The 23,507-nt window shown below is 70.3% G+C and carries 18 protein-coding genes, 1 tRNA gene and 3 pseudogenes; 12 read left to right on the top strand and 10 right to left on the bottom strand.

Annotation, left to right across the window (positions count from 1 at the left end; translation table 11 throughout):
* The first annotated feature begins 84 nt into the window (after positions 1-84).
* From QFZ76_RS26740 to QFZ76_RS26730, 3 genes are all read left to right on the top strand, one after another.
* Positions 85-1,911 carry an acyl-CoA dehydrogenase gene (locus QFZ76_RS26740; RefSeq protein WP_307676104.1) on the top strand — a complete coding sequence of 609 codons (1,827 nt, stop codon included), beginning with the start codon at positions 85-87 and terminating at the stop codon, positions 1,909-1,911.
* Between the two features lie 99 nt (positions 1,912-2,010).
* Positions 2,011-3,303, top strand: a complete 1,293-nt coding sequence (locus QFZ76_RS26735) for a M18 family aminopeptidase (RefSeq protein ID WP_307676103.1) — start codon at positions 2,011-2,013, stop codon at positions 3,301-3,303.
* Positions 3,304-3,402: 99 nt separating this feature from the next.
* The gene (locus tag QFZ76_RS26730; RefSeq protein WP_307676102.1) at positions 3,403-3,654 is read left to right on the top strand and encodes a DUF6458 family protein; all 252 of its coding nucleotides are present in this window, start codon (positions 3,403-3,405) and stop codon (positions 3,652-3,654) included.
* 231 nt (positions 3,655-3,885) lie between these two features.
* Here the strand turns inward: QFZ76_RS26730 and QFZ76_RS26725 are convergent, their stop codons facing one another.
* The 3 genes and pseudogenes from QFZ76_RS26725 to QFZ76_RS26715 all read right to left on the bottom strand — a co-directional run bounded on the left by QFZ76_RS26725 (position 3,886) and on the right by QFZ76_RS26715 (position 6,595).
* Complete coding sequence (locus QFZ76_RS26725; protein WP_307676101.1) at positions 3,886-4,419, bottom strand: ATP-binding protein; 534 nt, start codon at positions 4,417-4,419, stop codon at positions 3,886-3,888.
* 38 nt (positions 4,420-4,457) lie between these two features.
* A complete protein-coding gene (locus QFZ76_RS26720) occupies positions 4,458-4,844 on the bottom strand; it encodes a cupin domain-containing protein (protein ID WP_307676100.1) in 387 nt (128 codons plus the stop codon).
* A 120-nt stretch (positions 4,845-4,964) separates the two neighbouring features.
* Positions 4,965-6,595: pseudogene (locus QFZ76_RS26715) on the bottom strand (IS200/IS605 family accessory protein TnpB-related protein).
* Positions 6,596-6,763: 168 nt separating this feature from the next.
* Here QFZ76_RS26715 and QFZ76_RS26710 point away from each other — a divergent pair.
* Together QFZ76_RS26710 and QFZ76_RS26705 are read left to right on the top strand one after the other, a co-directional pair.
* Positions 6,764-7,728: pseudogene (locus tag QFZ76_RS26710) on the top strand (helix-turn-helix domain-containing protein).
* Between the two features lie 7 nt (positions 7,729-7,735).
* Positions 7,736-8,230, top strand: a complete 495-nt coding sequence (locus tag QFZ76_RS26705) for an LURP-one-related/scramblase family protein (RefSeq protein ID WP_307676099.1) — start codon at positions 7,736-7,738, stop codon at positions 8,228-8,230.
* A gap of 62 nt (positions 8,231-8,292) precedes the next feature.
* On the opposite strand, the gene QFZ76_RS26700 is transcribed toward QFZ76_RS26705, so the two are convergent.
* Positions 8,293-9,087 (bottom strand): carbon-nitrogen family hydrolase, encoded by a 795-nt coding sequence (locus tag QFZ76_RS26700; protein ID WP_307676098.1) that lies wholly within the window; start codon positions 9,085-9,087, stop codon positions 8,293-8,295.
* Between the two features lie 178 nt (positions 9,088-9,265).
* Here QFZ76_RS26700 and QFZ76_RS26695 point away from each other — a divergent pair, with 178 nt between their 5' ends.
* Entirely contained in the window at positions 9,266-10,090 is an 825-nt protein-coding gene (locus tag QFZ76_RS26695; protein ID WP_266436530.1) for a maleylpyruvate isomerase family mycothiol-dependent enzyme, read from the top strand.
* A 42-nt stretch (positions 10,091-10,132) separates the two neighbouring features.
* Here QFZ76_RS26695 and QFZ76_RS26690 read toward each other — a convergent pair whose 3' ends face one another.
* Together QFZ76_RS26690 and QFZ76_RS26685 are read right to left on the bottom strand one after the other, a co-directional pair.
* The gene (locus tag QFZ76_RS26690) at positions 10,133-11,434 is read right to left on the bottom strand and encodes a nitrate/nitrite transporter (protein WP_307676097.1); all 1,302 of its coding nucleotides are present in this window, start codon (positions 11,432-11,434) and stop codon (positions 10,133-10,135) included.
* Positions 11,431-12,081, bottom strand: coding sequence for a GntR family transcriptional regulator (locus tag QFZ76_RS26685; RefSeq protein WP_307676096.1), 651 nt, complete (start codon positions 12,079-12,081; stop codon positions 11,431-11,433). Before QFZ76_RS26685 ends, QFZ76_RS26690 begins: the two co-directional genes overlap by 4 nt.
* 301 nt (positions 12,082-12,382) lie before the next feature.
* On the opposite strand from QFZ76_RS26685, the gene QFZ76_RS26680 reads away from it, so the two are divergent.
* The 4 genes from QFZ76_RS26680 to QFZ76_RS26665 all read left to right on the top strand — a co-directional run bounded on the left by QFZ76_RS26680 (position 12,383) and on the right by QFZ76_RS26665 (position 16,315).
* A complete protein-coding gene (locus QFZ76_RS26680; protein ID WP_373464538.1) occupies positions 12,383-13,219 on the top strand; it encodes a D-alanyl-D-alanine carboxypeptidase family protein in 837 nt (278 codons plus the stop codon).
* A 71-nt stretch (positions 13,220-13,290) separates the two neighbouring features.
* Positions 13,291-13,824 carry an N-acetyltransferase family protein gene (locus tag QFZ76_RS26675; protein ID WP_373464354.1) on the top strand — a complete coding sequence of 178 codons (534 nt, stop codon included), beginning with the start codon at positions 13,291-13,293 and terminating at the stop codon, positions 13,822-13,824.
* A gap of 82 nt (positions 13,825-13,906) precedes the next feature.
* A tRNA-Gln gene (locus QFZ76_RS26670) sits at positions 13,907-13,978 on the top strand.
* A gap of 3 nt (positions 13,979-13,981) precedes the next feature.
* Complete coding sequence (locus tag QFZ76_RS26665; protein WP_307676093.1) at positions 13,982-16,315, top strand: hypothetical protein; 2,334 nt, start codon at positions 13,982-13,984, stop codon at positions 16,313-16,315.
* Positions 16,316-16,360: 45 nt separating this feature from the next.
* Here the strand turns inward: QFZ76_RS26665 and QFZ76_RS26660 are convergent, their stop codons facing one another.
* Genes QFZ76_RS26660 through pdhA form a run of 3 tightly spaced genes read right to left on the bottom strand, consistent with a single transcriptional unit; the run spans position 16,361 to position 19,986 of the window.
* Positions 16,361-17,773: a dihydrolipoamide acetyltransferase family protein gene (locus tag QFZ76_RS26660; RefSeq protein ID WP_307676092.1), complete on the bottom strand. Its 1,413-nt coding sequence runs from the start codon at positions 17,771-17,773 to the stop codon at positions 16,361-16,363.
* 10 nt (positions 17,774-17,783) lie between these two features.
* Positions 17,784-18,782 carry an alpha-ketoacid dehydrogenase subunit beta gene (locus QFZ76_RS26655; protein ID WP_373464353.1) on the bottom strand — a complete coding sequence of 333 codons (999 nt, stop codon included), beginning with the start codon at positions 18,780-18,782 and terminating at the stop codon, positions 17,784-17,786.
* Between the two features lie 13 nt (positions 18,783-18,795).
* On the bottom strand, positions 18,796-19,986 hold the full coding sequence (gene pdhA, locus QFZ76_RS26650; protein WP_307676090.1) for a pyruvate dehydrogenase (acetyl-transferring) E1 component subunit alpha: 1,191 nt from the start codon (positions 19,984-19,986) through the stop codon (positions 18,796-18,798).
* Between the two features lie 343 nt (positions 19,987-20,329).
* On the opposite strand from pdhA, the pseudogene QFZ76_RS26645 reads away from it, so the two are divergent.
* Both QFZ76_RS26645 and QFZ76_RS26640 read left to right on the top strand, forming a co-directional pair.
* Positions 20,330-20,515: pseudogene (locus QFZ76_RS26645) on the top strand (DNA-binding response regulator); the annotation flags it as partial.
* Between the two features lie 152 nt (positions 20,516-20,667).
* A complete protein-coding gene (locus QFZ76_RS26640; protein WP_307680133.1) occupies positions 20,668-21,690 on the top strand; it encodes a phosphotransferase in 1,023 nt (340 codons plus the stop codon).
* Positions 21,691-21,788: 98 nt separating this feature from the next.
* Here the strand turns inward: QFZ76_RS26640 and QFZ76_RS26635 are convergent, their stop codons facing one another.
* A complete protein-coding gene (locus QFZ76_RS26635) occupies positions 21,789-23,372 on the bottom strand; it encodes a protein kinase (protein ID WP_307676089.1) in 1,584 nt (527 codons plus the stop codon).
* Positions 23,373-23,507: the final 135 nt, after the last annotated feature.

The following is a 23,507-nucleotide window of genomic DNA, read 5'->3' as shown; positions in this document are numbered from 1 at the left end:
GGGTAGCATCATCGGTAGCTACTTGTTGGTATGTGAACTAGGTGCGAGGACAGTCCCTCGCCGATCCTCTACGGAGCCGTCGCCATGGGGCACTACAAGTCGAATCTCCGCGACATCGAGTTCAACCTCTTCGAGGTCCTCGGGCGCGACAAGCTGTACGGGACCGGACCGTTCGAGGAGATGGACACCGAGACCGCGAAGAGCATCCTCGAGGAGTTGACCCGCCTCTCGGAGAACGAGCTGGCGGAGTCCTTCACGGACGCCGACCGCAACCCGCCGGTCTTCGACCCGGAAACGAACACCGCGCCGGTACCGGCGACGTTCAAGAAGAGCTACAAGGCCTTCATGGACTCGGAGTACTGGCGCCTCGGCCTGCCCGAGGAGATCGGCGGTACGACCGCTCCCCCGTCCCTGATCTGGTCGTACGCGGAGCTGATCCTCGGCTCGAACCCGGCCGTGTGGATGTACTCCTCCGGCCCGGCGTTCGCCGGGATCCTCTTCGACGAGGGCAACGACGTACAGAAGAAGATCGCGCAGCTCGCCGTGGAGCGGACCTGGGGTTCGACCATGGTGCTCACCGAGCCCGACGCGGGCTCCGACGTGGGCGCGGGCCGCACCAAGGCGATCCCGCAGGAGGACGGCTCCTGGCACATCGAGGGCGTCAAGCGCTTCATCACGTCCGGTGAGCACGACATGGAGGAGAACATCCTCCACTACGTCCTCGCCCGCCCCGAGGGCCACGGCCCCGGCACCAAGGGCCTGTCCCTCTTCCTCGTCCCGAAGTACCTCTTCGACGTCGAGACCGGCGAGCTGGGCGAGCGCAACGGCGCGTACGCGACGAACGTCGAGCACAAGATGGGCCTCAAGGCCTCCAACACCTGCGAGATGACCTTCGGCGACCAGCACCCCGCCAAGGGCTGGCTGATCGGCGACAAGCACGACGGCATCCGCCAGATGTTCCGGATCATCGAGTTCGCGCGGATGATGGTCGGCACGAAGGCCATCTCCACGCTGTCGACGGGCTACCTGAACGCGCTGGAGTACGCCAAGGAGCGCGTCCAGGGTCCCGACCTCGCGAACTTCATGGACAAGACCGCGCCCAAGGTCACCATCACGCACCACCCGGACGTACGCCGCTCGCTGATCACGCAGAAGGCGTACGCGGAGGGCATGCGCGCCCTCGTCCTCTACACCGCCTCGATCCAGGACGCGATCCAGGTCAAGGAGGCGGAGGGCGAGGACGCCTCGACCGAGCACGCGCTCAACGACCTGCTCCTCCCGATCGTCAAGGGCTACGGCTCCGAGAAGGGCTACGAGCAGCTCGCCCAGTCCCTGCAGACCTTCGGCGGCTCCGGCTTCCTGCAGGAGTACCCGATCGAGCAGTACATCCGGGACGCCAAGATCGACACCCTGTACGAGGGCACGACCGCGATCCAGGGCCAGGACTTCTTCTTCCGGAAGATCGTCCGCAACCAGGGCGCGGCGCTGAACTCGCTCGCCGAGGACATCAAGAAGTTCCTCGCGCTGGGCACGGGCGGCGAGGAGCTGGCGGGCGCCCGCGAGCACCTGGCCAAGGCGGCCGTCGAGCTGGAGGCGATCGTCGGCCTGATGCTGACCGACCTCGCGGCGACCGAGCAGGACGTCAAGAACATCTACAAGGTGGGTCTGAACACCACCCGCCTGCTGATGGCCTCCGGTGACGTGGTCGTCGGCTATCTGCTCCTCAAGGGCGCCGCGATCGCCGCCGAGAAGCTGGAGACGGCCTCCGCCAAGGACAAGGCGTTCTACACCGGCAAGATCGCGGCGGCGAAGTTCTTCGCGGCCAACGTCCTGCCGGGCGTCACCCTGGCCCGCAAGGTCGCCGAGGGTGTCGAGCTGGACCTGATGGAGCTGGACGAGGCCGCGTTCTAGGACACATCAGACCAGCCGTACACAGCTCCACACCGTCCACACGAGGGCCCGCCCCGCATCGCCGGGAGCGGGCCCTCGTACGTCGTTAAGGTGAACCCCATGAGCGCACCCTCCCGCTTCGATCGCGGCCACACCGACGACCTCATGTCCTTCCTCGCGGCGAGTCCCTCGCCGTACCACGCGGTGGCCAACGCGGCCGAGCGCCTGGAGAAGGCCGGATTCCGACAGGTCGCGGAGACGGACGCGTGGGACGGGACGACAGGCGGCCGGTACGTGCTGCGCGGCGGGGCGATCGTGGCGTGGTACGTGCCCGAGGGTGCCGAGCCGCACACTCCCTTCCGGATCATCGGCGCGCACACCGACTCGCCGAACCTGCGGGTCAAGCCGCGGCCCGACACGGGGGCGCACGGGTGGCGGCAGGTGGCCGTGGAGATCTACGGCGGTCCGCTGCTGAACTCGTGGCTGGACCGCGATCTGGGCCTGGCGGGCCGGCTGACCCTGCGGGACGGTTCGACGCGGCTGGTGAACATCGACCGGCCGCTGCTGCGGGTGCCCCAACTCGCCATCCACCTGGACCGTTCGGTGTCGTCGGAGGGCCTCAAGCTCGACAAGCAGCGCCATCTGCAGCCCATCTGGGGGCTGGGCAACGACGTCCGGGACGGTGATCTCATCGCCTTCCTGGAGGAGGAGACGGGGATCGGCGCGGGCGAGGTCACCGGCTGGGACCTGATGACGCACTCCGTGGAGGCGCCGGCCTACCTGGGCCGGGACGGCGAGCTGCTCGCCGGGCCGCGCATGGACAACCTGCTGTCCGTGCACTCCGGGGTGGCCGCGCTGGCCGCGCTCGCCGGGGGCGACCTGCCGTGCATCCCGGTGCTCGCCGCCTTCGACCACGAGGAGAACGGCTCGCAGTCGGACACCGGCGCGGACGGACCGCTGCTCGGCAGCGTGCTGGAGCGTTCGGTGTTCGCGCGCGGAGGATCGTACGAGGACCGGGCCAGAGCCTTCGCGGGCACCGTCTGTCTGTCCTCCGACACGGGCCACGCGGTCCACCCCAACTACGCGGAGCGGCACGACCCGACGCACCACCCGCGCGTCAACGGCGGCCCGATCCTGAAGGTCAACGTCAACAACCGCTACGCCACGGACGGTTCGGGGCGTTCCGTCTTCGCCGCCGCCTGCGAGAAGGCGGACGTGCCGTTCCAGACCTTCGTCTCCAACAACTCCATGCCGTGCGGCACGACGATCGGCCCGATCACCGCCGCCCGCCACGGCATCATGACCGTCGACATCGGCGTGGCCATCCTGTCGATGCACAGCGCACGGGAGTTGTGCGGTGTCGACGACCCGCATCTGCTGGCGAACTCGCTGGTGGCGTTCCTGGCGGGCTAGGTTCCGGCTCCCAAGGGTTCCTCCCGGCATGGGGGTTGACAGCCGGGGTACTCGCAGTCACGGACCGGATCGACCGGACCGGACAGGGAGGCGACACTCATGGGCCTCGGCGGATGCATCATCCTCATCGCCGCGGGAGCCATCCTCACGTTCGCGACCGACTGGGACATGAAGGGGGTCAACCTCGACCTCGTCGGGATCATCCTGATGGTCGTGGGACTGATCGGCGTCAGCACCTTCAGCAGCATCGCGCGGCGCAGGCGCGTCGTGATGCCGCCCAACACACCGGTCGTCGAAGGGGAACGGCACCACAGCAGGCGGGACGGGTACAGCGACGGCTACGGCGTCTGACGCGCCGACAGGCAAGGTAGGGCCACCCGCATTTCAGGCACATACCCAGGAACGGCACAGGACCCCCGGCACGGTATGCACCGGGCAGGCGACGACAAGCTTGAGCATTCCGTGACCGGAGGCGTCTTGTGCTGCTGTGTGAATATCGTAAGGACTCGGGAGTCCTGAGGCCCCGGGGGGAGGAGCGGGACAGATCGGTTCCCGCACCCTCGCGCCTTTGCGTTGAGCTGATCATGGTGCCGCGGGGAGTCGTACGGGCGGGTGCGGGTCTACGGGCAGGTCGAACCACACCGCCTTGCCCTCCGGGTGCGGATGCTCGTGCCCGCCGTACGGGATGTCCGGGCCGTGACCCCAGCGGCCCTCGGTGACGGCGTCCACCAGGCACAGGCCCCGGCCGCCGCCCTGCTCCCACGTCTCCGTGGTCAACTCCCTCATCACCGGTGGGTTCTCGTCCCCGTCGTACACCACCACCCGCAGCCGCCCCTCCTCCACCGCCAGCCACAGCACCGTGCTGTCGCCCTTCGCGTGCACGCAGGCGTTGGTGACGAGTTCGGAGGTGCAGAGAATCGCGTCGTCGACGAGGGTGTCGTCCAGTTCCAGGGTGCGCAGGACGGTGGCGACGAAGTCGCGGGCGATGTGGGGCGACGTGTCGAGGGGTGGACAGAGTGCCTGAAGCGATACCTCGCACGCGAAATCTACCGACTCATCGCCCCCATCAGGACAGCCGCATGCCCTGCAGAGCCCAACGAAACCGCAAGTTGACATCCATAGGGGCATCAACAACCTCTCTTCCGCGCGGCCCCTTAGGAGAGCGCGTGCCCCGTCGTCGCGTCCACATGGTCCGGCACCTCGTCGTGGCGGTCGCCGACGGTGAGGGTGCCGGTGGGTTCGAAGACGAGGATCGCGGTCGCCTCGGGGGCGTACGGCTTGTGTTCCGTGCCGCGCGGGACCGTGAAGACCGAGCCCTTGGGGAGGACGACCGTGCGTTCACCCTCCGTCTCCCGCAAAGAGATGTGGAGTTCGCCCTCCAGGACCAGGAAGAACTCGTCGGTGAGGTCGTGAACGTGCCAGAGGTGCTCGCCCTCGACCTTCGCGACGCGTACGTCGTAGTCGTTGACGGTGGTGACAATGCGGGGGCTCCACCGCTCGGTGAAGGAGGCGAGGGCTGCGGACAGCGAGATGGGATCCATGGGGTCATCGTCGGACGTGGTGGGGCCGCCGTACGAGTGCTAGAAATCGCACATGCCGCAAGGATCCTCTCAGCGCCCTCACCGGGTGGCCGTGATCGTCGACGAGGGCACGAACCGTTCCTAAAGGCTGAGCGGGGGTGAGTCCTGTTGCCAGGATTCATGCTCAGCCGAACGCCCCGAGCGGTGTTGGGCGTTCTGGTTGCCCGCGTTCGCTCCGCGGTCCGGCGGCACGGATCGTGTCCGTGGTCCGGGGATGCGGGGGCGGGTTTCCTCACGCCCACGGGTTCCCGATCTGGCCTGGACGGTCCGATGCCCCACACGATCGCTCCGGTCGTGTGGGGGCGGTGTCGTCCGTCGCCGGATCGGGTGCCCTTGGGCGCGCCGTCCGATCGCCACGGCGGCAGTGTCTTGGCGAGTGGTCTTCCTGTTGCCGTGAGTGAGGGGCTTTTGCCAGTGCTGGGCGCCCCATTTCGAGGTGTAGGCCGGGTCCACGGCGATGATGGCGATGCTGGTCTGGTCGGCCATGGAGGTCAGGCGGGCGCGGAGTCTGCCGGTGGGCATGCCGGAGATGAGCTGCCTGAACCGGCGTTTGCGGCCGTGTTTCTCGCGGGTCTTCTCCGCGCCGAAGTCCAGGTCCTCGACCGCGATGGCCTTCACCCCGCAGGCCTTGGCCCAGTGCAGCAGCCGGGTGAGGGCGTGGCGGACCTGGGCGTCGCGGTGCTGGGCGGTGCCGGAGAGGTCGAAGAGGAACCGGCGCGGGTTCCCGATCGGGTTGCCGTGGGTGTCGAGGCGCCAGGCGGCGAGGTGATCGGCGTTCATGTCGGCGCCGATCACACCGTGCGCGAGGGCGGCGGCCAGCGGGATGGTCTTCGACACCGGGATCTGCCAGGACCGGTGAGGTACCAGCGGCCACGGGCCACGTCCCAGTGGATGCGGTAAGCCACCGCCCGGTTCGCCGCCACCCGGTCCGCCCACTCAGGGCCCCGGTGCGGGAAGGCGACCTGGCAGGCCATGACGTACCGGCCGTGTGGGGCGTTGGCCAGCTCGGCGAGCGGGGCCGGGAGCTTGATGCTGACCTCGCCGTCCGGAGCGATGCGGAGGGTCTCGTTGCCGTACCGCTTGCCGGACTCGCCGTCCGCCTGCAGGAACCAGCGTGATGCTTCCCACCGCTCGCGCCACTGGGTCTCGGTGAGCTGCGCGGCGGGCAGCTGGTGCCGGGTGCGGGCCAAACCCTTGCCGCCCCGTACGACGTGCACGGTCCCGGCCTCGCGGTCGGCGCGTTCGCGCTCCAGGCGGTCTTCCAGCGCGTGCAGGCGGCGGGCTTTGGCGTGCCACTCCTGTGTGCTGCGGTAGCCGCCCGGCGCCTTCTTCGAGCCTTTCGCGCCGACCGGCAGCGACAGCCGGTGCGCGATCGTACGGATCCCCGCCTCCAGGGACTGGATGTGGGCGAGTTGGCCACGGCGGGCGAGCGCCCACTGGTCGTGGCTGGCTTTGGTGATCGACCCGGCCCAGCGGGACGACGACACCGGCGTCAGGCCCCGCTTACGGGCAGCCCACGTTTCCGCGGAGTGCTCCAGACCATCCGCGCACCGCGCCCTCAGATCACCGGAGGCGAGCGAGCCGAGGTGCGCGCCCACCAGCGCGAGGACCTTCTCATCGGCGGGCGCGAGCTGCTTCAACCGGGTACGGACCGCCACACCCGTGGGACCGGGCACGACGAACGACGTCGCAAGCTCCCGCAACCCGCCCACCCCACACCCCCCCATACAGCCCCTCGAAAACCGGTCATCACACCCAACGAGCACCACCCGAAAAGGTCACACATTCGACAGGCAAACTCTGATTCCCATCCCGGGACAGCACCACCCAGCCGCCGACCGGGAGCCTCAGCACTCACTCACACACGCCAGAACACACTCATGCTCAGTCAGACCCCAACAGTTCCCAACCCCTTCGAGGTCGGTGTGGCCACCGAGCTCTTCGGGCTGCCGCGGCCCGAACTGGGGTTGGAGCACCCGCCGTACGAGGTGACGTTGTGCGCGCCCGCGCCCGAGGTGCGGATGAACCACGGCTTCTTCACGCTGACCCGGGTGCCCGGCCTGGACGCCGTGGACGACGCGACACGCTCGTCGTGCCCGGGTGCCCGGACAACGTCGTGCCGCGCGGCGCCGCCGTACTCGACGCGATCGGCCGCACGCACGCGCGTGGAGCCCGCGTCATCAGCCTGTGCACCGGCAGCTTCGCGCTCGCCGAGGCCGGTCTGTTGGACGGGCGGCGGGCCACGACGCACTGGCTGTGGGCGGACTCCTTTCGGGACCTGCACCCGAAAGTCCTGCTGGAGCCGGACGTGCTCCTCGTGGACGAGGGCGACATCCTCACGGCCGCGGGCAGCGCCGCCGCGCTCGATCTCGGGCTGCATGTCTGGCGCCGCGACCACGGCGCCGAGATCTCCAACGCGGTGTCCCGGCGGCTCGTCTTCGCCGCCCACCGGGACGGCGGGCAGCGACAGTTCGTGGAGCGGCCGGTGCCGGCCGTGCCGGACGAGTCGCTCGGTCCACTCCTCGCATGGGGGCAGGAACGGCTGGGGGAGCCGCTGACGGTGGCGGACCTGGCGGCCCGGGCGGCGGTCTCGCCGGCGACCCTGCACCGGCGCTTCCGCGCACAGCTCGGGACGACGCCGCTGGCGTGGCTGACGGGGGAGCGGGTGGCGCTCGCCTGCCGGCTGATCGAGCGCGGGGAGGAGCGGCTGGACGTGGTGGCGGAACGGAGCGGGCTGGGGACGGCCGCGAACCTACGCGCGCGCGTGCGGCGCGAGACCGGACTCAGCCCGTCGGCCTACCGACGGCGTTTCGGACCGGCCGCAGGAGACGCGGTGCGGGTATGAGGACGGTATGAGATTCCTCGTACGCGACCGGCTCCTCGGCATCGGTGACGACTACTGGATCGAGGACGACCGCGGCAACAAGGTGTTCCTCGTCGACGGCAAGGCGATGCGGCTGCGGGACACCTTCGAGCTGAAGGACACCCAGGGGCGCGTCCTGATCGACATCCGCCAGAAGATGTTCGCCCTGCGCGACACGATGGTGATCGAACGGGAGGGCGAACCGCTCGCCACGATCCGCCGCAAGCGGCTGTCACTGCTCCGCAACCACTACCGGGTGGCCCTGGCGGACGGCAGCACCGAACTCGACGTCAGCGGCAAGATCCTCGACCGCGAGTTCGCCATCGAGTACGACGGAGAACTACTCGCCTTCGTCTCCCGCCGCTGGCTCCATGTCCGGGAGACGTACGGAGTCGACATCGTCCGCGAGGACGCCGACCCGGCGCTGCTGATCGCCGTGGCGGTCTGCGTGATCCACCTGGGGGAGAAGGAGCGGGGGGACTGACGCCTCACTCAGCCCGTCCGGCGCTTGAGGACGAGGCTGTTCGTCCAGACCACTGCCCACCCTCACCGACGCGGCGCAGCCACCCCCAACACCCGGTCCTTCAGCGCCGGGAACTGCTCGCGGGTCGTCGCGACCTTCCCGGGGTCGAACTCCACCGTGAGGACCTCCTCGTCGGCCCCGGCCTCCCCCAGCACCTCACCCCACGGACCGACCACGATCGAGTGACCGGCCTGCGGAACTCCGGCGTGCGTCCCGGCCGTTCCACACGCGAGCACGAACGCCTGGTTCTCCACCGCCCGCGCCTGAGCCAGCAGCGTCCAGTGCGCCCGGCGGCGCTCCGGCCAGCCCGCCGGGACGACCAGGGTCTCGGCACCGGCGTCGACGAGACCGCGGAAGAGTTCGGGGAAACGGAGATCGTAGCAGGTCGCCATGCCGACGGTCGTGTCCGGCAGGCGCACCGTCACCAGGTCCGCACCCGCGCCCATCAGCACGGCCTCGCCCTTGTCGAAGCCGAAGCGGTGGATCTTGCGGTAGGAGGCCGCCAGATCGCCGGAAGGAGAGAAGACGAGGGAGGTGTTGTAGAGGGTCCCGTCCGGGGCGCGCTCCGGAATCGAACCGGCGTGCAGCCACACGCCCGTGTCGCTCGCCGCCTTCGCCATGGCCTCGTACGTCGGCCCCTGAAGCGGCTCGGCCTCGCGCCCGAACTGCTCGAACGCGAACGCGCCGGTGGTCCACAACTCGGGCAGTACGACCAGGTCCGCGCCGGCCTGATCGCCTACCAGTGATGCCACGCGCTGCCGACGTGAGTCGACCAATTCGCCCTCGTCCACGGCGATCTGGATCAAAGAGGCGCGCACACTACCACCGTCCTGGCATTCGAGCCGTTCACACGGGCCTACGATCGTCACACGAAAGCACTGCCAGCGTGCCTCACAGCAGCGTAACTTAGCGTCCCAAGACACCCGCTGACAGCCACCTCCCGCAGGCAACGCCGCCGCAACCGCCCGAGTACCGACCGCCGAGGGGTCCCGTTCCGTGAGTCTGCATCCCACTCTCCAGCCCTACGCCGACGCCTGGACCCACTCCATCGAAGCGATATCCGAGCTGGTGCAGCCGCTCGTGGAGGGTGAGTGGAACCGACGAACGCCGTGCCCCGGCTGGTCCGTCCGTGACATCGTCTCCCACGTCATCGGCCTGGACTGCGAGATGCTCGGCGATCCGCGCCCCATCCACACGCTGCCGCGCGACCTGTTCCACGTCACCAACGAGCACCAGCGCTACATGGAGATGCAGGTCGACGTCCGCCGTCACCACACGGCGCCGGAGATGACCTCCGAGCTGGAGTACGTGATCATCCGTCGCAACCGCCAGCTGCGCAACGAGTCCCGTGACCCCGGCAAAAAGGTGCGCGGCCACCTCAGCACCGAGGTCACCCTCGAAGAGGCCATGCGCGATCACGCGTTCAACGTGTGGGTGCACGAGCAGGACCTGCGCGCCGCCCTCGGCCGTCCCGGCAACCTCGACTCCCCGGGCGCGCACATCGCCCGTGACGTGCTGCTCGCCGCGCTCCCCGACATCGTGGCGGTCAAGGCCGAGGCTCCCCGCAGCTCGGCGATCGTCTTCGACGTGCACGGGCCCATCGAGTTCCTGCGCACGATCCGCATCGACATCCAGGGCCGCGGCACCCTCGAAACGGTCCCCGCGCTCGGCCCCGCCGCCACGCTCACCCTCGACTGGGAGACATACGTCCGCCTCGCCTGCGGCCGTGTGACGCCGGAGGCGGTCGCGGACCGGGTGAAGGCGGAGGGGGATCCCGCGCTGACGGGGGCGATCCTGCGGAACTTCAGGGTGACGCCGTAGGGACCTTGTCCCGGACCGAGTCGGGTGGTGGGTGGGCAGGCCTCACGCAGGAACGTGCACAGTCTCCACCCGACTGGCGACCAACCGCTCCCGCTCCCTGCGCGCCGCCCGCTTCCGCAACCGCAGAATCTGGCTGACGCCCACCGCCTGAAGCACGAACACCGAAGAGAACGCGACCCCGTAGTCGTCCCCGGTCGCATCCAACAACACCCCGATGGCGAACAGGGTGGTCATCGACGCGACAAAGCCCCCCATGTTCGTGATCCCGGACGCCGTGCCCTGCCGCTCCGGCGGATTCGCCGGCCGGGCGAAGTCGAAGCCGAGCATCGAGGCGGGGCCGCAGGCGCCGAGCACCGTACACAGCACCACCAGCAGCCACATCGGCGCATGCTCGCCGGGCCAGGACAGCGTCACGGCCCAGATCAGCGCCGTCGCCCCCACGGTCCCCAGCGCGAGCGGCAGCCGCGCCTCGTGATGCCGGGCGACGACCTGCCCGTACACCAGTCCGACGACCATGTTGGACAGCACGACGAGCGTCAGCAGCTCCCCCGCGACGGCCCGCGACAGCCCCTGCGCCTCGACGAGAAACGGCATGCCCCACAGCAGCAGGAACACCATCGCCGGGAACTGGGTCGTGAAATGCACCCACAATCCGAGCCGGGTGCCGGGCTCCCGCCAGGACGCGGCGATCTGCCGCCGTACGTAGGCCGCCCCCTGGTGGGGGAACGGCTCCGGCTCGTGCCCCTTGGGGTGGTCCTTCAGGAACAGCAGGAGCAGCACGAAGACCACGACACCGGCGAGCGCGCTGCCCGCGAAGGCCGCCGTCCAGCCGATGCCGTGCAGCAGCCGTGCCAGCACGAGGGTCGAGACCAGGTTGCCCGCCATGCCGGCCAGCCCGGCGAACTGCGCGACCATCGGGCCGCGCCGGGCCGGGAACCAGCGGGTGCCGAGCCGCAGCACGCTGATGAAGGTCATCGCGTCACCGCAGCCGAGCAGGGCGCGTGAGGCGAGGGCCATGCCGTACGACGGCGAGAAGGCGAAGCCGAGTTGTCCGGCCGTGAAGAGGACGACTCCCAGGCCCAGCACCTTCTTGGTGCCGAGCCGGTCCACCAGCAGGCCGACGGGGATCTGCATGCCCGCGTAGACGAGGAGCTGGAGGATCGAGAAGGTCGACAGCGCGGAGGCACCCACGTGGAAGCGTTCGGCGGCGTCGAGGCCGGCGACACCGAGGGACGTACGGAAGATGACGGCGACGAAGTAGACGGAGACGCCGATGCCCCAGACGGCCATGGCGCGCCGTCCGCCCGGGGGGTCACCCGGCAGGGTGACCGACGACGAGCTCATCGGACCTCCCCCCGCGCCAGGTGGGAGAACCAGTCGACGTGCCGGTGGACGATGCCGACGGCGGCCTCCGCGTCCCCGGAGCGCAGGGCGTCGAGGATCTCCTCGTGTTCGACGAGGGTCTTGGCGATGCGGTCGGGGTGGGAGTGCAGGACGGCGACGCCCATGCGCAGCTGGCGGTCGCGGAGTTGGTCGTAGAGGCGGGAGAGGATGGCGTTGCCGCCGCTGCGGACGATCTCGGCGTGGAAACAGCGGTCGGTGACGGCGGCCCCGGCGAGGTCTCCGGCGGCGGCCTGTTCCTTCTGCCGGGCCAGCAGTTCCTCGAGTCGTTCGATGAGTGCCGCGGAGGCCGGTACGGCCTTGCGCGCCGCGTGTTCCTCGACCAGCAGCCGGGTCTCGACCACGTCCTTGATCTCCTGGGCGGAGACCGGCAGGACGAGCGCTCCCTTTTTCGGGTAGAGCTTGATCAGCCCTTCCACCTCCAGCCGCAGCAGCGCCTCGCGCACCGGCGTGCGGGAAACTCCCACGGCCTCGGCGAGCTCGCCCTCCGTCAGCAGGGTGCCGCCCTCGTAACGGCGGTCCAGGACACCCTGTTTGACGTGGGAATACACGCGGTCGGCGGCGGGCGGGTGCTTGACGGCCAGGCTCATGCCCACAGCTTAGATACAACACGTACGCATGATGGCGACCGTCCAGCATCCGGACGCCGGGCGAACCGGAGCGCCGTCCGCCGGTAAAGAACGGGAACCCGCGCCAGTGGCCGCACAACCTTCTGTGCTAGTTACGAGTCACACACCTGCGGCCCCATCTTCTTCGCACACCTCAACTCGGCCGCATTTTCAGGGGCATTCGACACCAATCGGGGTATCTCAGTTGATAACCGGCATCAAGGACGGCTTCCGGGTTGTCCGCTTCCGCCGAGCCGCCGCCGTCACCGTGACCGCAGGCGCCATGCTCGCGTCCGGAGCCCTCACCGCGGCACCCGCGCAGGCCGTCACCGCGCCCACGATCGTCGCCAAGGGCGGCTACGTGATGAACAACGCGAACAGCGCGGGGCTGTACGGCAAGGCCGCGAACACCAAGCGCTCCACCGGCTCCACCACGAAGATCATGACCGCCAAGGTCGTACTCGCGCAGTCGAACCTCAACCTCGACGCCAAGGTCACGATCCAGAAGGCGTACAGCGACTACATCGTGTCGAAGGGCGCCTCCTCGGCCCGCCTGATCGTCGGCGACAAGGTCACCGTCCGTCAGCTGCTGTACGGGCTGATGCTGCCGTCCGGCTGCGACGCCGCGTACGCCCTCGCCGACAAGTTCGGCTCGGGCACGACGCGTGCGGCGCGCGTGAAGTCGTTCATCGGCAAGATGAACACCCAGGCCAAGAACCTCGGCCTGACGAACACGCACTTCGACTCGTTCGACGGCATCGGCAACGGCGCCAACTACTCGACGCCGAAGGACCTGACGAAGCTCGCCAGCAGCGCGATGAAGAGCACCACGTTCCGCACGATCGTCAAGACGAAGTCGTACACCGCCAAGACGATCACCAAGACCGGCAGCACCCGCACCATGGCGGCGTGGACGAACACCAACACCCTCCTCGGCAGCTACAGCGGCACGATCGGAGTCAAGACCGGCTCCGGCACCGAGGCCAAGTACTGCCTCGTCTTCGCCGCCACCCGCAACGGCAAGACGGTCATCGGCACGGTCCTCGCCTCCACCAGCGCCACCCAGCGCGCGACGGACGCGAAGAAGCTCATGAACTACGCGTTCGCCAGGCTCGGCTGACCCAGACCTTCGTCAACCGGCCACCACGTTTGAGTAAAGGGCCCCTCGCCTTCGGCGGAGGGCCCTTCACCATGTCGGCCGTGACCACTCCCGGGATCGTCCTCCGCCCCGCGCGCCCCACCGACCTGGACGCCATCACCGGCCTGCACACCGAGGCCCGCGCCGCGTACTACCGCGCGGGCGGCTACTCGGGCACGGAACTCACCTCCGCCGAGGCCCGGTCACAACGCCGGGCGGTCTGGCAGCGCGCCGTCCGGGACGACACCCGAAGCGTGCTGTGCGCGATGCGGGGCGAGGAGTTGGCGGGCGTCGCGGCGATGGGCCCGCCGCTCGACACCGACCTGGACGCCACGACCGTGGGACAGCTGCACCAGATCCATGTCCGCCCCGACTACTGGGGCCAGGGCGTCGGCGGCCGGCTCCACGCCGCCTACGTCCGTTTCCTGCGCGAGGCGTCCCTGCACACGGAGGTGCTCGAAGCCTGGGAGCGCAACCGCCGGGCCCACGCCTTCTACGCCCACCACGGCTGGCACCCGGACGGCCACCGCAGGCCCGGGCCCGCCGACGCGGACTACGTGCGGCTGCGCATCGACGTCTCCTCCTGATCGCCCATCACGGCAGGCACCCCGCGTGCCCGTCCCGAATCCAGTTGTACGGGCACCCGTTCGGCGTCTAGCGTCGGGGCATCGGCGTGTAGCTCAGCAGGAGAGCACCGGGCTCTGGACCCGGAGGGCGCGGGGGCGGAACCCGCCACGTCGGCTTATGAAGGACGACGCTGACAAGCAGCACTTCGCGGGGACGGCAAGCTCTTCGTACCCGTCGGCCCAGTTGGCCAAGGCATTCCGGACCGCGCTCACGCACCAGGACGCCGACACCCGCCTCCGCGCGGAGAAGCGGCAGGGGCAGTGGCGGGCCGTCCTCGCGGGCATGGCCAACGGGCTCCTGAAGGTCGGATCGCGTACCCCGGTGAAGGGGTTGCCGGCCTGGGTGACTCCCGAGGTCGTCCGCGGCGGCTTCGTCACCGGAGCGGCGAGCGCCGGAGGACCGCTTCAGGAGTACGAGACCGAGGCAGCCCGCCGGGCGGGCGTGGCCCAGGACCGGGGCGCGCTGTTCGCGCACGCCCTCACCGACGACGGACTCGAGGAGCTGTACGCGCTGCTGGACAGCGGGCGGTACGAGGTGACCGTCCCGGAAGAGGCCGCGCTGCTCACCGCGGCCTGGCTCACGCGTGCCGGGCAGGTGGACGCCGCTCTGGAACTCGTCGTGGAACTGGCGCCGTTCGCGGGACGGCTGCGCTTCACGCCCCGCCCGGCCGGACGGCCGGCGCCCGACCCCACGGCCGTACACCGGAAGACCGTCGCCGATGCGGGCGGAACCCTGGCCCGGCGCCGCCCCAACAAGGCCGTCGAGACACAACGCGAGGCCCTTGCGGTCTGGCAGCCGTTCGGGGACGAACTGCTCGTCCACTGGCTGGAGACGGCCGAGGACGGCGAGGACGGCAGGGTGCTGACCCGCACACCGGACACGGCGTGGGTCGAGCGGGGAGCGGAGCTGCTGCGCCGCTACCGCCTGCTCGCGGCGGACCACACGTACTGCGCCAAGCACCGCAGCCCCAAGGAGAACCTGGGGATTCTGCGGGGCGCGCTGGAGGAGACGGTCGCCGGACGGCCGCTGGACACGCGTCGGCTCGGGCTGCTGCGGCACGCCGTCGCGTCCATGGTGCGCAAGCGTGGGCTGCCCGGCGCCGAGCGGCACACCTCGCTGCGCCGCGAGCAGGCGGCCCAGGCGGCGCTGCCCTCGCATCACGCGCTGGCCCAGCTGGTACTTCGCCGCCTCTCCGGTCTGCCGCAGGAGGCGGGGGTCGCCGAGGTCGCCCCACTCGTCGCTCCCGTGGGCGGGCGGGAGGCGCGGGAGACGGGGCTGCCTGCCGGGGCGGCGATACCGGCGGGCGTCCGGCAGACCGTCGAGGCAGCGCTGAGCGCGCCGATCGGCACGCTCGTGGAGCGCGGTGTCGTGCCGTCCGCCGAGGTGCTCGCGGAACTCGTACCGCAGTTGGTCGCCGTGACCACCGCCCAGGCGTACCCGGACGAGGCGCTGCGGACGCTCGCGGCGGCGAACTACCGGGCGTTCCGCAACCGCCGTTCGCTGCTGCTGCTCAACCTGGAGCGGCAGGTGCGGGTGGAGGAGCTGCCCTGGGTACGGGCGATCGCCCCGCAGCGTGCCGGCGTCGAGGCGGGTGAGGCCTCGGCCGCCGCCCTGCGTCAGCTGGGCGAGCTGGCCGTGCAGGCGTTTCCCGGTACCGTCCTGCCGAATCCGCTGGTCCGCGAACTCGGCGTACTGGCCCGCCAGGCCGAACTCGGCGCGCCGCTGGTGGAGGAGCTGGCCGCGGACATCTTCATGGGCACGTTCAGCCCGAAGTTCCTCACCGCGGCCCGGGTCGCCGCGGAACTGCTCGGCGGCGGCACGCTCTACGAGCGGTACTACGCCATCGACTACCGGGCCGTCCGCAACCTGGCGATCTTCGAGGCCGGTCAGGCGCTGACGCGGTCGTACGGGGCCCGGACGTCCCCGGGCTTCGCGAAGCTGTGCGTGGAGCGGGCCGGCCTCTCCGGTTCGGCGTCCGGGTCGGTGGCCGAGAACGGCATGGTGATCGAGCAGGCGCAGATCCTCACCACGCACAATCTGGCCGCGCTGGTCCACCGGGCCGGTGTCAGCCCGGCCCTGGGCTGGGAGGACCTGGCCCGGCGCTGCTTCGTCACCGTGTGCCGCTTGACCGCCCGGGTGCAGGCCAATCCGCGGCCGCTGAGCACGATCAAGGACGCGGCCTACGCGTGGCGGCAGATGCTCTTCCACCTGTCCCTGTGCACTCCCGAGGAGCAGACGCGCACGCTGGCCTGGCTGACCGAGGAAGCCGCCCGCCACCCCGACCACGTGACAGCCCGACTGTCCCCCGCCCTCACCGGGCTCCTCCAGGTGGCGGAGGGCGGCTCGCCGGACGAGGGCGACGGCCGACGGCTCCTCGGCTGGAGCACGGGCGGGCACTGGATGCGAGGGGATCGGGTGGACCGAGGCGATCGAGGCGATCGGGGGTGGTGAAGCGGGGGCCGCGTATCCCGTCCGGGGTACGCGGCCCCCGCTCTCCTACGCCCAGGTGATCAGCCGCTTCGGCTGCTCCAGGATCGCCGCCACGTCCGCGAGGACCTTCGAGCCCAGTTCTCCGTCCACCAGGCGGTGGTCGAAGCTCAGGGCCAGCGTCGTGACCTGGCGGGGCTTCACCTTGCCCTTGTGAACCCACGGCTGGAGCCTGATCGCACCGACCGCGAGGATCGCGGACTCCCCCGGGGGAAGGATCGGCGTGCCCGTGTCGACGCCGAAGACGCCGACGTTGGTGATGGTCACGGTGCCGCCCTGCATGGCGGCGGGGGACGTCTTGCCCTCCCTCGCCGTCGCCACCAGGTCGCCCAGGGACTCCGCCAGCTGCGGCAGGGTCTTGGTGTGGGCGTCCTTGATGTTCGGGACGATCAGACCGCGCGGGGTCGCGGCCGCGATGCCCAGGTTGACGTAGTGCTTGAGCACGATCTCCTGGTTGGCCTCGTCCCAAGACGCGTTGGCATCCGGGTTGCGCCTGATCGCGACCAGCAAGGCCTTGGCGATCAGCAGCAAGGGGTTCACGCGCAGGCCCGCGAACTCCTTGTCCTCCTTGAGCTCCTTGATCAGCTTCATGGTCCGGGTCACGTCCACCGTCACGAACTCCGTGACATGCGGGGCGGTGAAGGCCGAGCCGATCATCGCCGCGGCCGTGGCCTTGCGGACGCCCTTCACTGGGATGCGGGTCTCACGGGCGGCATCGTACGAGGCCACCGGCACAGCGGAGGCCGCGGGGACGGTGGGCGCGGGCTCCGCGACCGGGGCCTGTGCCTGTGTCACCGGCTCGGGCGCCGGTGCCGCCGCCGCGTGCACGTCCTCCCGGGTGATGATGCCGTCCGGGCCGGACGGGACCACCGTCGCCAGATCGACGCCCAGGTCCTTCGCCAGCTTGCGCACCGGGGGCTTGGCAAGGGGGCGTTGCTTCGCCGGCGCGGCGGAACCGTGCCCGTTCAGCTCCGCCTGGATCGCCGTCGAGGCCTCCTGGGCGGGGATCTCCGGGCCCTTGCGGGGGCGGCGCTTGGTGGAGGAGGTCGCCACGCCGTACCCGACGAGGACCGGCTGGCGGCCCGAGCCCGCCGACTTCGGCTCTTCGGGCTTCGCTTCCACCGGGGCGGGCGCCGACGCCGCCGCGGGAGCCGCGCCGCCGCCCGACACGTCCACCGCGATGATCGACGTACCCACGTCCACCGTGGTGCCCTCGCCGAAATGCAGTGCCCGTACGACTCCGTCATAGGGGATCGGCAGTTCCACCGCCGCCTTCGCCGTCTCGACCTCGCACACCACCTGGCCGTCGGTCACCGTGTCGCCCGGCTTGACGTACCACTTGAGGATCTCGGCCTCGGTGAGCCCCTCGCCCACGTCCGGCATCTTGAACTCGCGTACGGACGCATCCGTCATCGTCGTCACGACCCTCTCCTCAGTACGCCAGGGCACGGTCGACGGCGTCGAGTACCCGGTCCAGGCCCGGCAGGTACTCCTCCTCCAGGCGGGCCGGCGGATACGGGGCGTGGTAGCCGCCGACCCGCAGCACCGGGGCTTCCAGGTGGTAGAAGCAGCGCTCGGTGATCCGGGCGGCGATCTCCGCGCCCGAGCCGAAGAACACCGGTGCCTCGTGGACCACCACCAGGCGGCCGGTCTTCTCCACCGAGGTCTGGATCGAGTCGAAGTCCAGGGGAGACACCGAACGCAGGTCCAGGATCTCCAGGGACCTGCCCTCCTCGGCGGCCACGTCGGCGACCTCCTTGCAGAGCTTCACCATGGGACCGTAGGCGGCGAGGGTGAGGTCCGTGCCCTCACGGACGACCTGGGCCTTGTGCAGCGGACCGGGGATCGCCTCCGTGTTCACCTCGCCCTTGTCCCAGTAGCGGCGCTTGGGCTCGAAGAAGATCACCGGGTCGTCGCTCTGGATCGCCTGCTGCATCATCCAGTAGGCGTCCGACGGGTTCGACGGGGAGACCACCTTCAGGCCCGCCACATGCGCGAACAGCGCCTCCGGGGACTCCGAGTGGTGCTCCACCGCGCCGATGCCGCCGCCGTACGGGATGCGGACGACGACCGGCATCTTGACCTTGCCCAGCGAGCGCGCGTGCATCTTCGCGAGCTGCGTGACGATCTGGTCGTACGCCGGGAAGACGAAGCCGTCGAACTGGATCTCCACCACCGGGCGGTAGCCGCGCAGGGCGAGGCCGATCGCGGTGCCGACGATGCCGGACTCGGCGAGGGGGGTGTCGATGACCCGGCTCTCGCCGAAGTCCTTCTGCAGGCCGTCCGTGACGCGGAAGACGCCGCCGAGCTTGCCGACGTCCTCGCCCATGATCAGGACCTTGGGGTCCGTGTCCAGGGCCGTGCGCAGCGATTCGTTGATCGCCTTCGCCAGCGCCATGCTCTTGACCGGCGTGGAGGTCGTGGAAGTCATCGTCTCGGCCATCTCAGTTGTCCCCCTCTGCCTCGGCGAACGACGCCTGGTAGGCGGCGAACTGCGCCCGCTCCTCGTCCACCAGCGCATGCCCGTCCGCGTACGCGTGCTCGAACAGGGCGAAGTGGTCCGGGTCCGGCATGGCACGGACCGCTTCGCGCACTCGCCTGCCCAACGCCTCGCTCTCGGCCTCGAGTTCCGCGAAGAATCCCTCGTCCGCGTGGTTTGAGGCTTCGAGGAAGCGGCGAAGGCGCAGGATCGGGTCCTTCGCCTCCCAGGCGGCCCGCTCGTCGTCGTGGCGGTAGCGGGTGGGGTCGTCGGAGGTGGTGTGGGCGCCCATGCGGTACGTGTATGCCTCGACCAGCGTCGGGCCCTCGCCGCCGCGGGCGCGCTCCAGCGCCCACTTGGTGACGGCCAGGCACGCCAGTACGTCGTTGCCGTCGACGCGGACGCCCGGGAAGCCGTAGCCCTGGGCGCGCTGGTAGAGCGGGACGCGGGTCTGCTTCTCGGTGGGCTCGGAGATCGCCCACTGGTTGTTCTGGCAGAAGAAGACCACGGGGGCGTTGTAGACCGCGGAGAAGGTGAAGGACTCCGCGACGTCCCCCTGGCTGGAGGCGCCGTCGCCGAAGTAGGCGATGACCGCCGAGTCTGCGCCGTCCTTGGCCACGCCCATCGCGTAGCCGGTGGCGTGCAGGGTCTGGGAGCCGATGACGATCGTGTAGAGGTGGAAGTTGTTGCTGTTCGGGTCCCAGCCGCCGTTGTTCACGCCGCGGAACATGCCGAGCAGGTTGGACGGGTCCACTCCGCGGCACCAGGCGACGCCGTGCTCGCGGTAGGTGGGGAAGACGTAGTCGTCGTCGCGCAGGGCCCGGCCGGAGCCGATCTGGGCTGCCTCCTGGCCGAGCAGCGACGCCCACAGGCCCAGCTCGCCCTGCCGCTGCAGGGAGGTGGCCTCGGCGTCGAAGCGGCGGGTGAGCACCATGTCGCGGTACAGACCGCGAAGTTCGTCGGGGGTGATGGCGGCGACGAACCTGTCGTACTCGGCGCTCTTGACGCGCTTGCCCTCGGGCGTCAGCAGCTGGACGAGTTCGGGCTCACCACTTGGCGATTTCTTTGCGGTCGAGCGCTTGCCGGCCGTGCTCTTCGCACCGGTCGTACCTGCGCTGCGTCGCGGTGTGCGCGCGGCAGTGCTCTCCACGGTCACGTGTGCTCCTCCGTCGGTCCGGCTACCCGGGTTCGCCGGGCGCCAGTGCGGCTCACCTGGGCCCTCCGGACGCACGGGGTGGGTGCGGCTCGTTCGGGAACAGGCGTGACAGGTGCCCCGGCGAGCGCCCTGCAACAGGCACGTTACCCAGTGCTCCACATTTCTGTGAAACCCCTTCTGACCTGCGATTTTGCTTGGATTTCCAAGTAAACCGAGAAATCGGGCACCATCCCTGGTCACAGCCTTGCAGGGGGCCGGAACAACGGCACGTTATCTCGGTGACCCAGGTCACGGGAAGAGTCTCCCCGAAGCGGGCCTCGCGCACGCGTGTGACACCGCCTGCGTGCGCGAAGAAGGAAAAATCACGGTATGTCCCCTCGACGGCCATGAGGTCGTCCGACGCGGTCCCCACGAGCCGCTGTCCGCCGAGACGGACCTCGAGGTGGCCGGCGAGGCGGGTGCGGCCGCCGCCGCGCTGGTACGGATTCCGGCCACCCGGCCCGACGTCGCGGTCCTCGACGTACGGCTCCGACAACCTGGGTTACGCCCCGGCCCGGCCTGGAAAGCCACTTCCGGCACATCCCGTGATCGAAAGCGACTGTCTGTGACAACCCGCAGCTCAGGGGCCTTGATCGTGCCCTAGCATCGGGCAGCGTGCCGCGCTCTTGTGTACCACCCCTGCTGCCCCACGCGCCCCCGCTGGGCGCCCTCCTCAGCCAGTACGCCGCCGGGTCCGCGCTCACCTGCGAGCCCGTCGACCAGGGGCTGCTCAACCGCGGCTACCGGCTCTGTACGACCCGCGGCCGCTACTTCCTCAAGCACCACTTCGACCCCGAGACCGCCGCCCCCGCCGCGATCGCCCGCCAGCACCGGGCGACCCAGTCCCTGGCCGACCTGGGCGTCCCGGTCGCACCCCCGCTGACCGGCCGAGACGGACGCACGGTCGCCGTCGTCGGCGGGCACGCCTACGCCCTGCACCCCTGGATCGACGGCCGGCACCGCCACGGCGGCCAGCTCACCCCCGCCCAGTGCGAACGGCTCGGAGCGCTGCTGGGGGTCGTCCACGCGAGCCTGGAGCGCGTGATGCACAGGCACGCGCGGGCGCGCACGGAACCGGTGGAGTCCGGGGAGCCGCCCGAGACGGCCAAGGCGGCCGACACCTTCGCCCTCATCGACGACCTGCTCGCCCACGTACGCCGCCACCGCCCCGCCGACTCCTTCGACGAACTGGCCCGCCATCGGCTCCTGGAGCGGCGCGCGCTCCTGGAGCAGCACGCCGACCGGCGTCCGCCGCGCGGCGGTTCGGTGGGCTGGGTGCACGGCGACTTCCACCCGTTCAACCTGCTCTACAAGGGGGACGCCCCCGCCGCGATCGTCGACTGGGACCGGCTCGGCGTGAAGCCCCGCGCCGAGGAGGCCGTACGCGCCGCCGCGATCTTCTTCGTACGGCCCGCGGGGGCCCTCGACCTGCCGAAGGTACGGGCGTACGCGCGCGCGTACCGGCGTGCGGCCGGCGCCACGCCCTCCGAACTCGCCGCGGCCGTGCACCGGGTGTGGTGGGAGCGCCTCAACGACTTCTGGATGCTGCGCTGGCACTACGAGCGCGGCGACACCCGCGCGGACCCCCAGTTCCCGGCGGCCTCGGCGCTCGCGGTGTGGTGGACGCGGGAGTACGACGCGGTGTGCGACGCGTTCGCGGACTGAGCCCCGGATCCCGGAGAGGGCTCTGAAACGAGCACGCGCGCGTGGAGCCCGTTTCCGGGCCGCACGCGCGCGTGGATGCCTCTGAGGTCAGGCGACGATCAGCCTCCGGTGGTCCCGCCGTTGCCCGTGACGCCTCCGACGGTCTCGTCCGTCGGGGGCGTGCTCGCCGGGTCGTCCGTCGGGGGCGCGGTCGTCGGGTCGTCCGTCGGGGGCGCGGTCGTCGGGTCGTCCGTCGGCGCCGACGTCGTCGGGTCGTCGGAGAACGACTGCGACGGCGTGGCGGACGGCGTGTACGACGGCGTCCACTCCGAGCCGGACCCCGTGCCCGTGCCGTCGTCCGTGGACGTGTCGGTGGGTTCGTCGGTGGGCTCGTCGGTCGGCGACTCGCTGGCCGTCTGGTTGTCGGTGGTCTGCGAGGTGGTCGGCGACGGACTGGTGTCGTTGCCGCCGCCGTTCCCGTCACCGCCGTTGAGCGCGAGCGCGACGCCCGCCGCGATGGCGATCACCGCGAGGACGGCGAGGATCCACAGCTTGCCGCGGCCGCCGCCGCCCCGGTTGCCGTGTCCCTCGAAGCCGCCTTCGTCCCCGCCGCCGTAGCGGTTGGGGAGTATCGGCTGCGGGATCTGCGTGGTGCCGGAGGAGTCGCCGCCGGGGTGCTGCATGACGGCCGTGCCGGCCATGCCCGCGGCGGGGGTGTGCCGCCCGTCGTGCGTGTCGACGGGCCCGGTGTTCCAGGTGCCGGTGTGGCCGCCCTGCTCGTACAGCATCTGCAGGCCGTACTGGATCAGCCCGCGCATCTCCTCGGCCGTCTGGAAACGGTCGTCCGGCTCCTTGGCGAGCGAGCGCATGACAAGGCCGTCGAGCTCCGGCGGAACGGCGTCGGAGACCTCGGACGGAGGCGTCGGGATGTCCTGGACGTGCTGGTAGACGACCGACAGCGGGGTCTCGCCGGTGAACGGCGGGCGCAGTGCGAGGAGCTCGTAGAGGAGGCAGCCCGTGGCGTACAGGTCGGAGCGGTGGTCGACGGCCTTGCCGAGCGCCTGCTCCGGGGAGAGGTACTGCGGGGTGCCCATGACCATGCCGGTTTGAGTCATCGTCGTGGACGCCCCGTGCAGGGCGCGGGCGATGCCGAAGTCCATCACCTTCACGGCGCCGTTCTCGGTGATGATGACGTTGGCCGGCTTGATGTCGCGGTGCACGATGCCGTGCTGGTGCGAATAGGCAAGCGCCTCCAGCACACCGGAGACGATGATCAGCGCCTGCTCGGGGCCGGGCGCCTCGGCGTTGAGGAGCAGGTCGCGGATCGTGCGTCCCTCGACGATCTCCATCACGATGTAGGGGACGGACTGGCCGCCCACGAAGTCCTCGCCGGAGTCGTACACGGCGACGATCGCGTGGTGGTTGAGCCCGGCGACCGACTGCGCCTCGCGCGTGAAGCGGGCCTTGGAGACGGGGTCCTCGGCGAGGTCGGCGCGCAGCAGCTTGACCGCCACGGTGCGTCCGAGCCGCACGTCCTCGGCAGCGAAGACCTCGGCCATGCCGCCCCGGCCGAGTCTGCGGGTCAGCCGATATCGGCCGTCCCCGACAAGTCCGCCATTACCCCACAGTTCCGGCGCATCTGACATCCCGCCGCCAGTCGCCTCGGGGTCGGACGGGCCCTGAGCGCGCTGCTGCTGTGCCATCAGTCCTCGCCGTCGTTTCTGCCCGCGGTGCGCGCGGTGTTGTTACGGTCTCCGTCGGCCACGCTACAGCCTCCGCGCAAGCCTCCGGTCCGGGAAGACCCCGGGGACCGGCCCGTGACGGACCGGCCATCAAAC

The organism is Streptomyces sp. V4I2, assembly GCF_030817655.1.
Classification (GTDB): Bacteria; Actinomycetota; Actinomycetes; order Streptomycetales; family Streptomycetaceae; genus Streptomyces; species Streptomyces plumbiresistens.
Note: the sequence above shows the minus strand (reverse complement) of the source record. Positions and strands in the feature narration are given on the sequence as shown.

Coding starts and splice junctions, on each gene's coding strand:
- QFZ76_RS26740 (WP_307676104.1), top strand. CDS start 85: ATGGGGCACTACAAGTCGAATCTCCGCGACATCGAGTTCAACCTCTTC.
- QFZ76_RS26735 (WP_307676103.1), top strand. CDS start 2,011: ATGAGCGCACCCTCCCGCTTCGATCGCGGCCACACCGACGACCTCATG.
- QFZ76_RS26730 (WP_307676102.1), top strand. CDS start 3,403: ATGGGCCTCGGCGGATGCATCATCCTCATCGCCGCGGGAGCCATCCTC.
- QFZ76_RS26725 (WP_307676101.1), bottom strand. CDS start 4,419: ATGTCAACTTGCGGTTTCGTTGGGCTCTGCAGGGCATGCGGCTGTCCT.
- QFZ76_RS26720 (WP_307676100.1), bottom strand. CDS start 4,844: ATGGATCCCATCTCGCTGTCCGCAGCCCTCGCCTCCTTCACCGAGCGG.
- QFZ76_RS26705 (WP_307676099.1), top strand. CDS start 7,736: ATGAGATTCCTCGTACGCGACCGGCTCCTCGGCATCGGTGACGACTAC.
- QFZ76_RS26690 (WP_307676097.1), bottom strand. CDS start 11,434: ATGAGCTCGTCGTCGGTCACCCTGCCGGGTGACCCCCCGGGCGGACGG.
- QFZ76_RS26685 (WP_307676096.1), bottom strand. CDS start 12,081: ATGAGCCTGGCCGTCAAGCACCCGCCCGCCGCCGACCGCGTGTATTCC.
- QFZ76_RS26680 (WP_373464538.1), top strand. CDS start 12,383: ATGCTCGCGTCCGGAGCCCTCACCGCGGCACCCGCGCAGGCCGTCACC.
- QFZ76_RS26675 (WP_373464354.1), top strand. CDS start 13,291: ATGTCGGCCGTGACCACTCCCGGGATCGTCCTCCGCCCCGCGCGCCCC.
- QFZ76_RS26665 (WP_307676093.1), top strand. CDS start 13,982: ATGAAGGACGACGCTGACAAGCAGCACTTCGCGGGGACGGCAAGCTCT.
- QFZ76_RS26655 (WP_373464353.1), bottom strand. CDS start 18,782: ATGACTTCCACGACCTCCACGCCGGTCAAGAGCATGGCGCTGGCGAAG.
- QFZ76_RS26635 (WP_307676089.1), bottom strand. CDS start 23,372: ATGGCACAGCAGCAGCGCGCTCAGGGCCCGTCCGACCCCGAGGCGACT.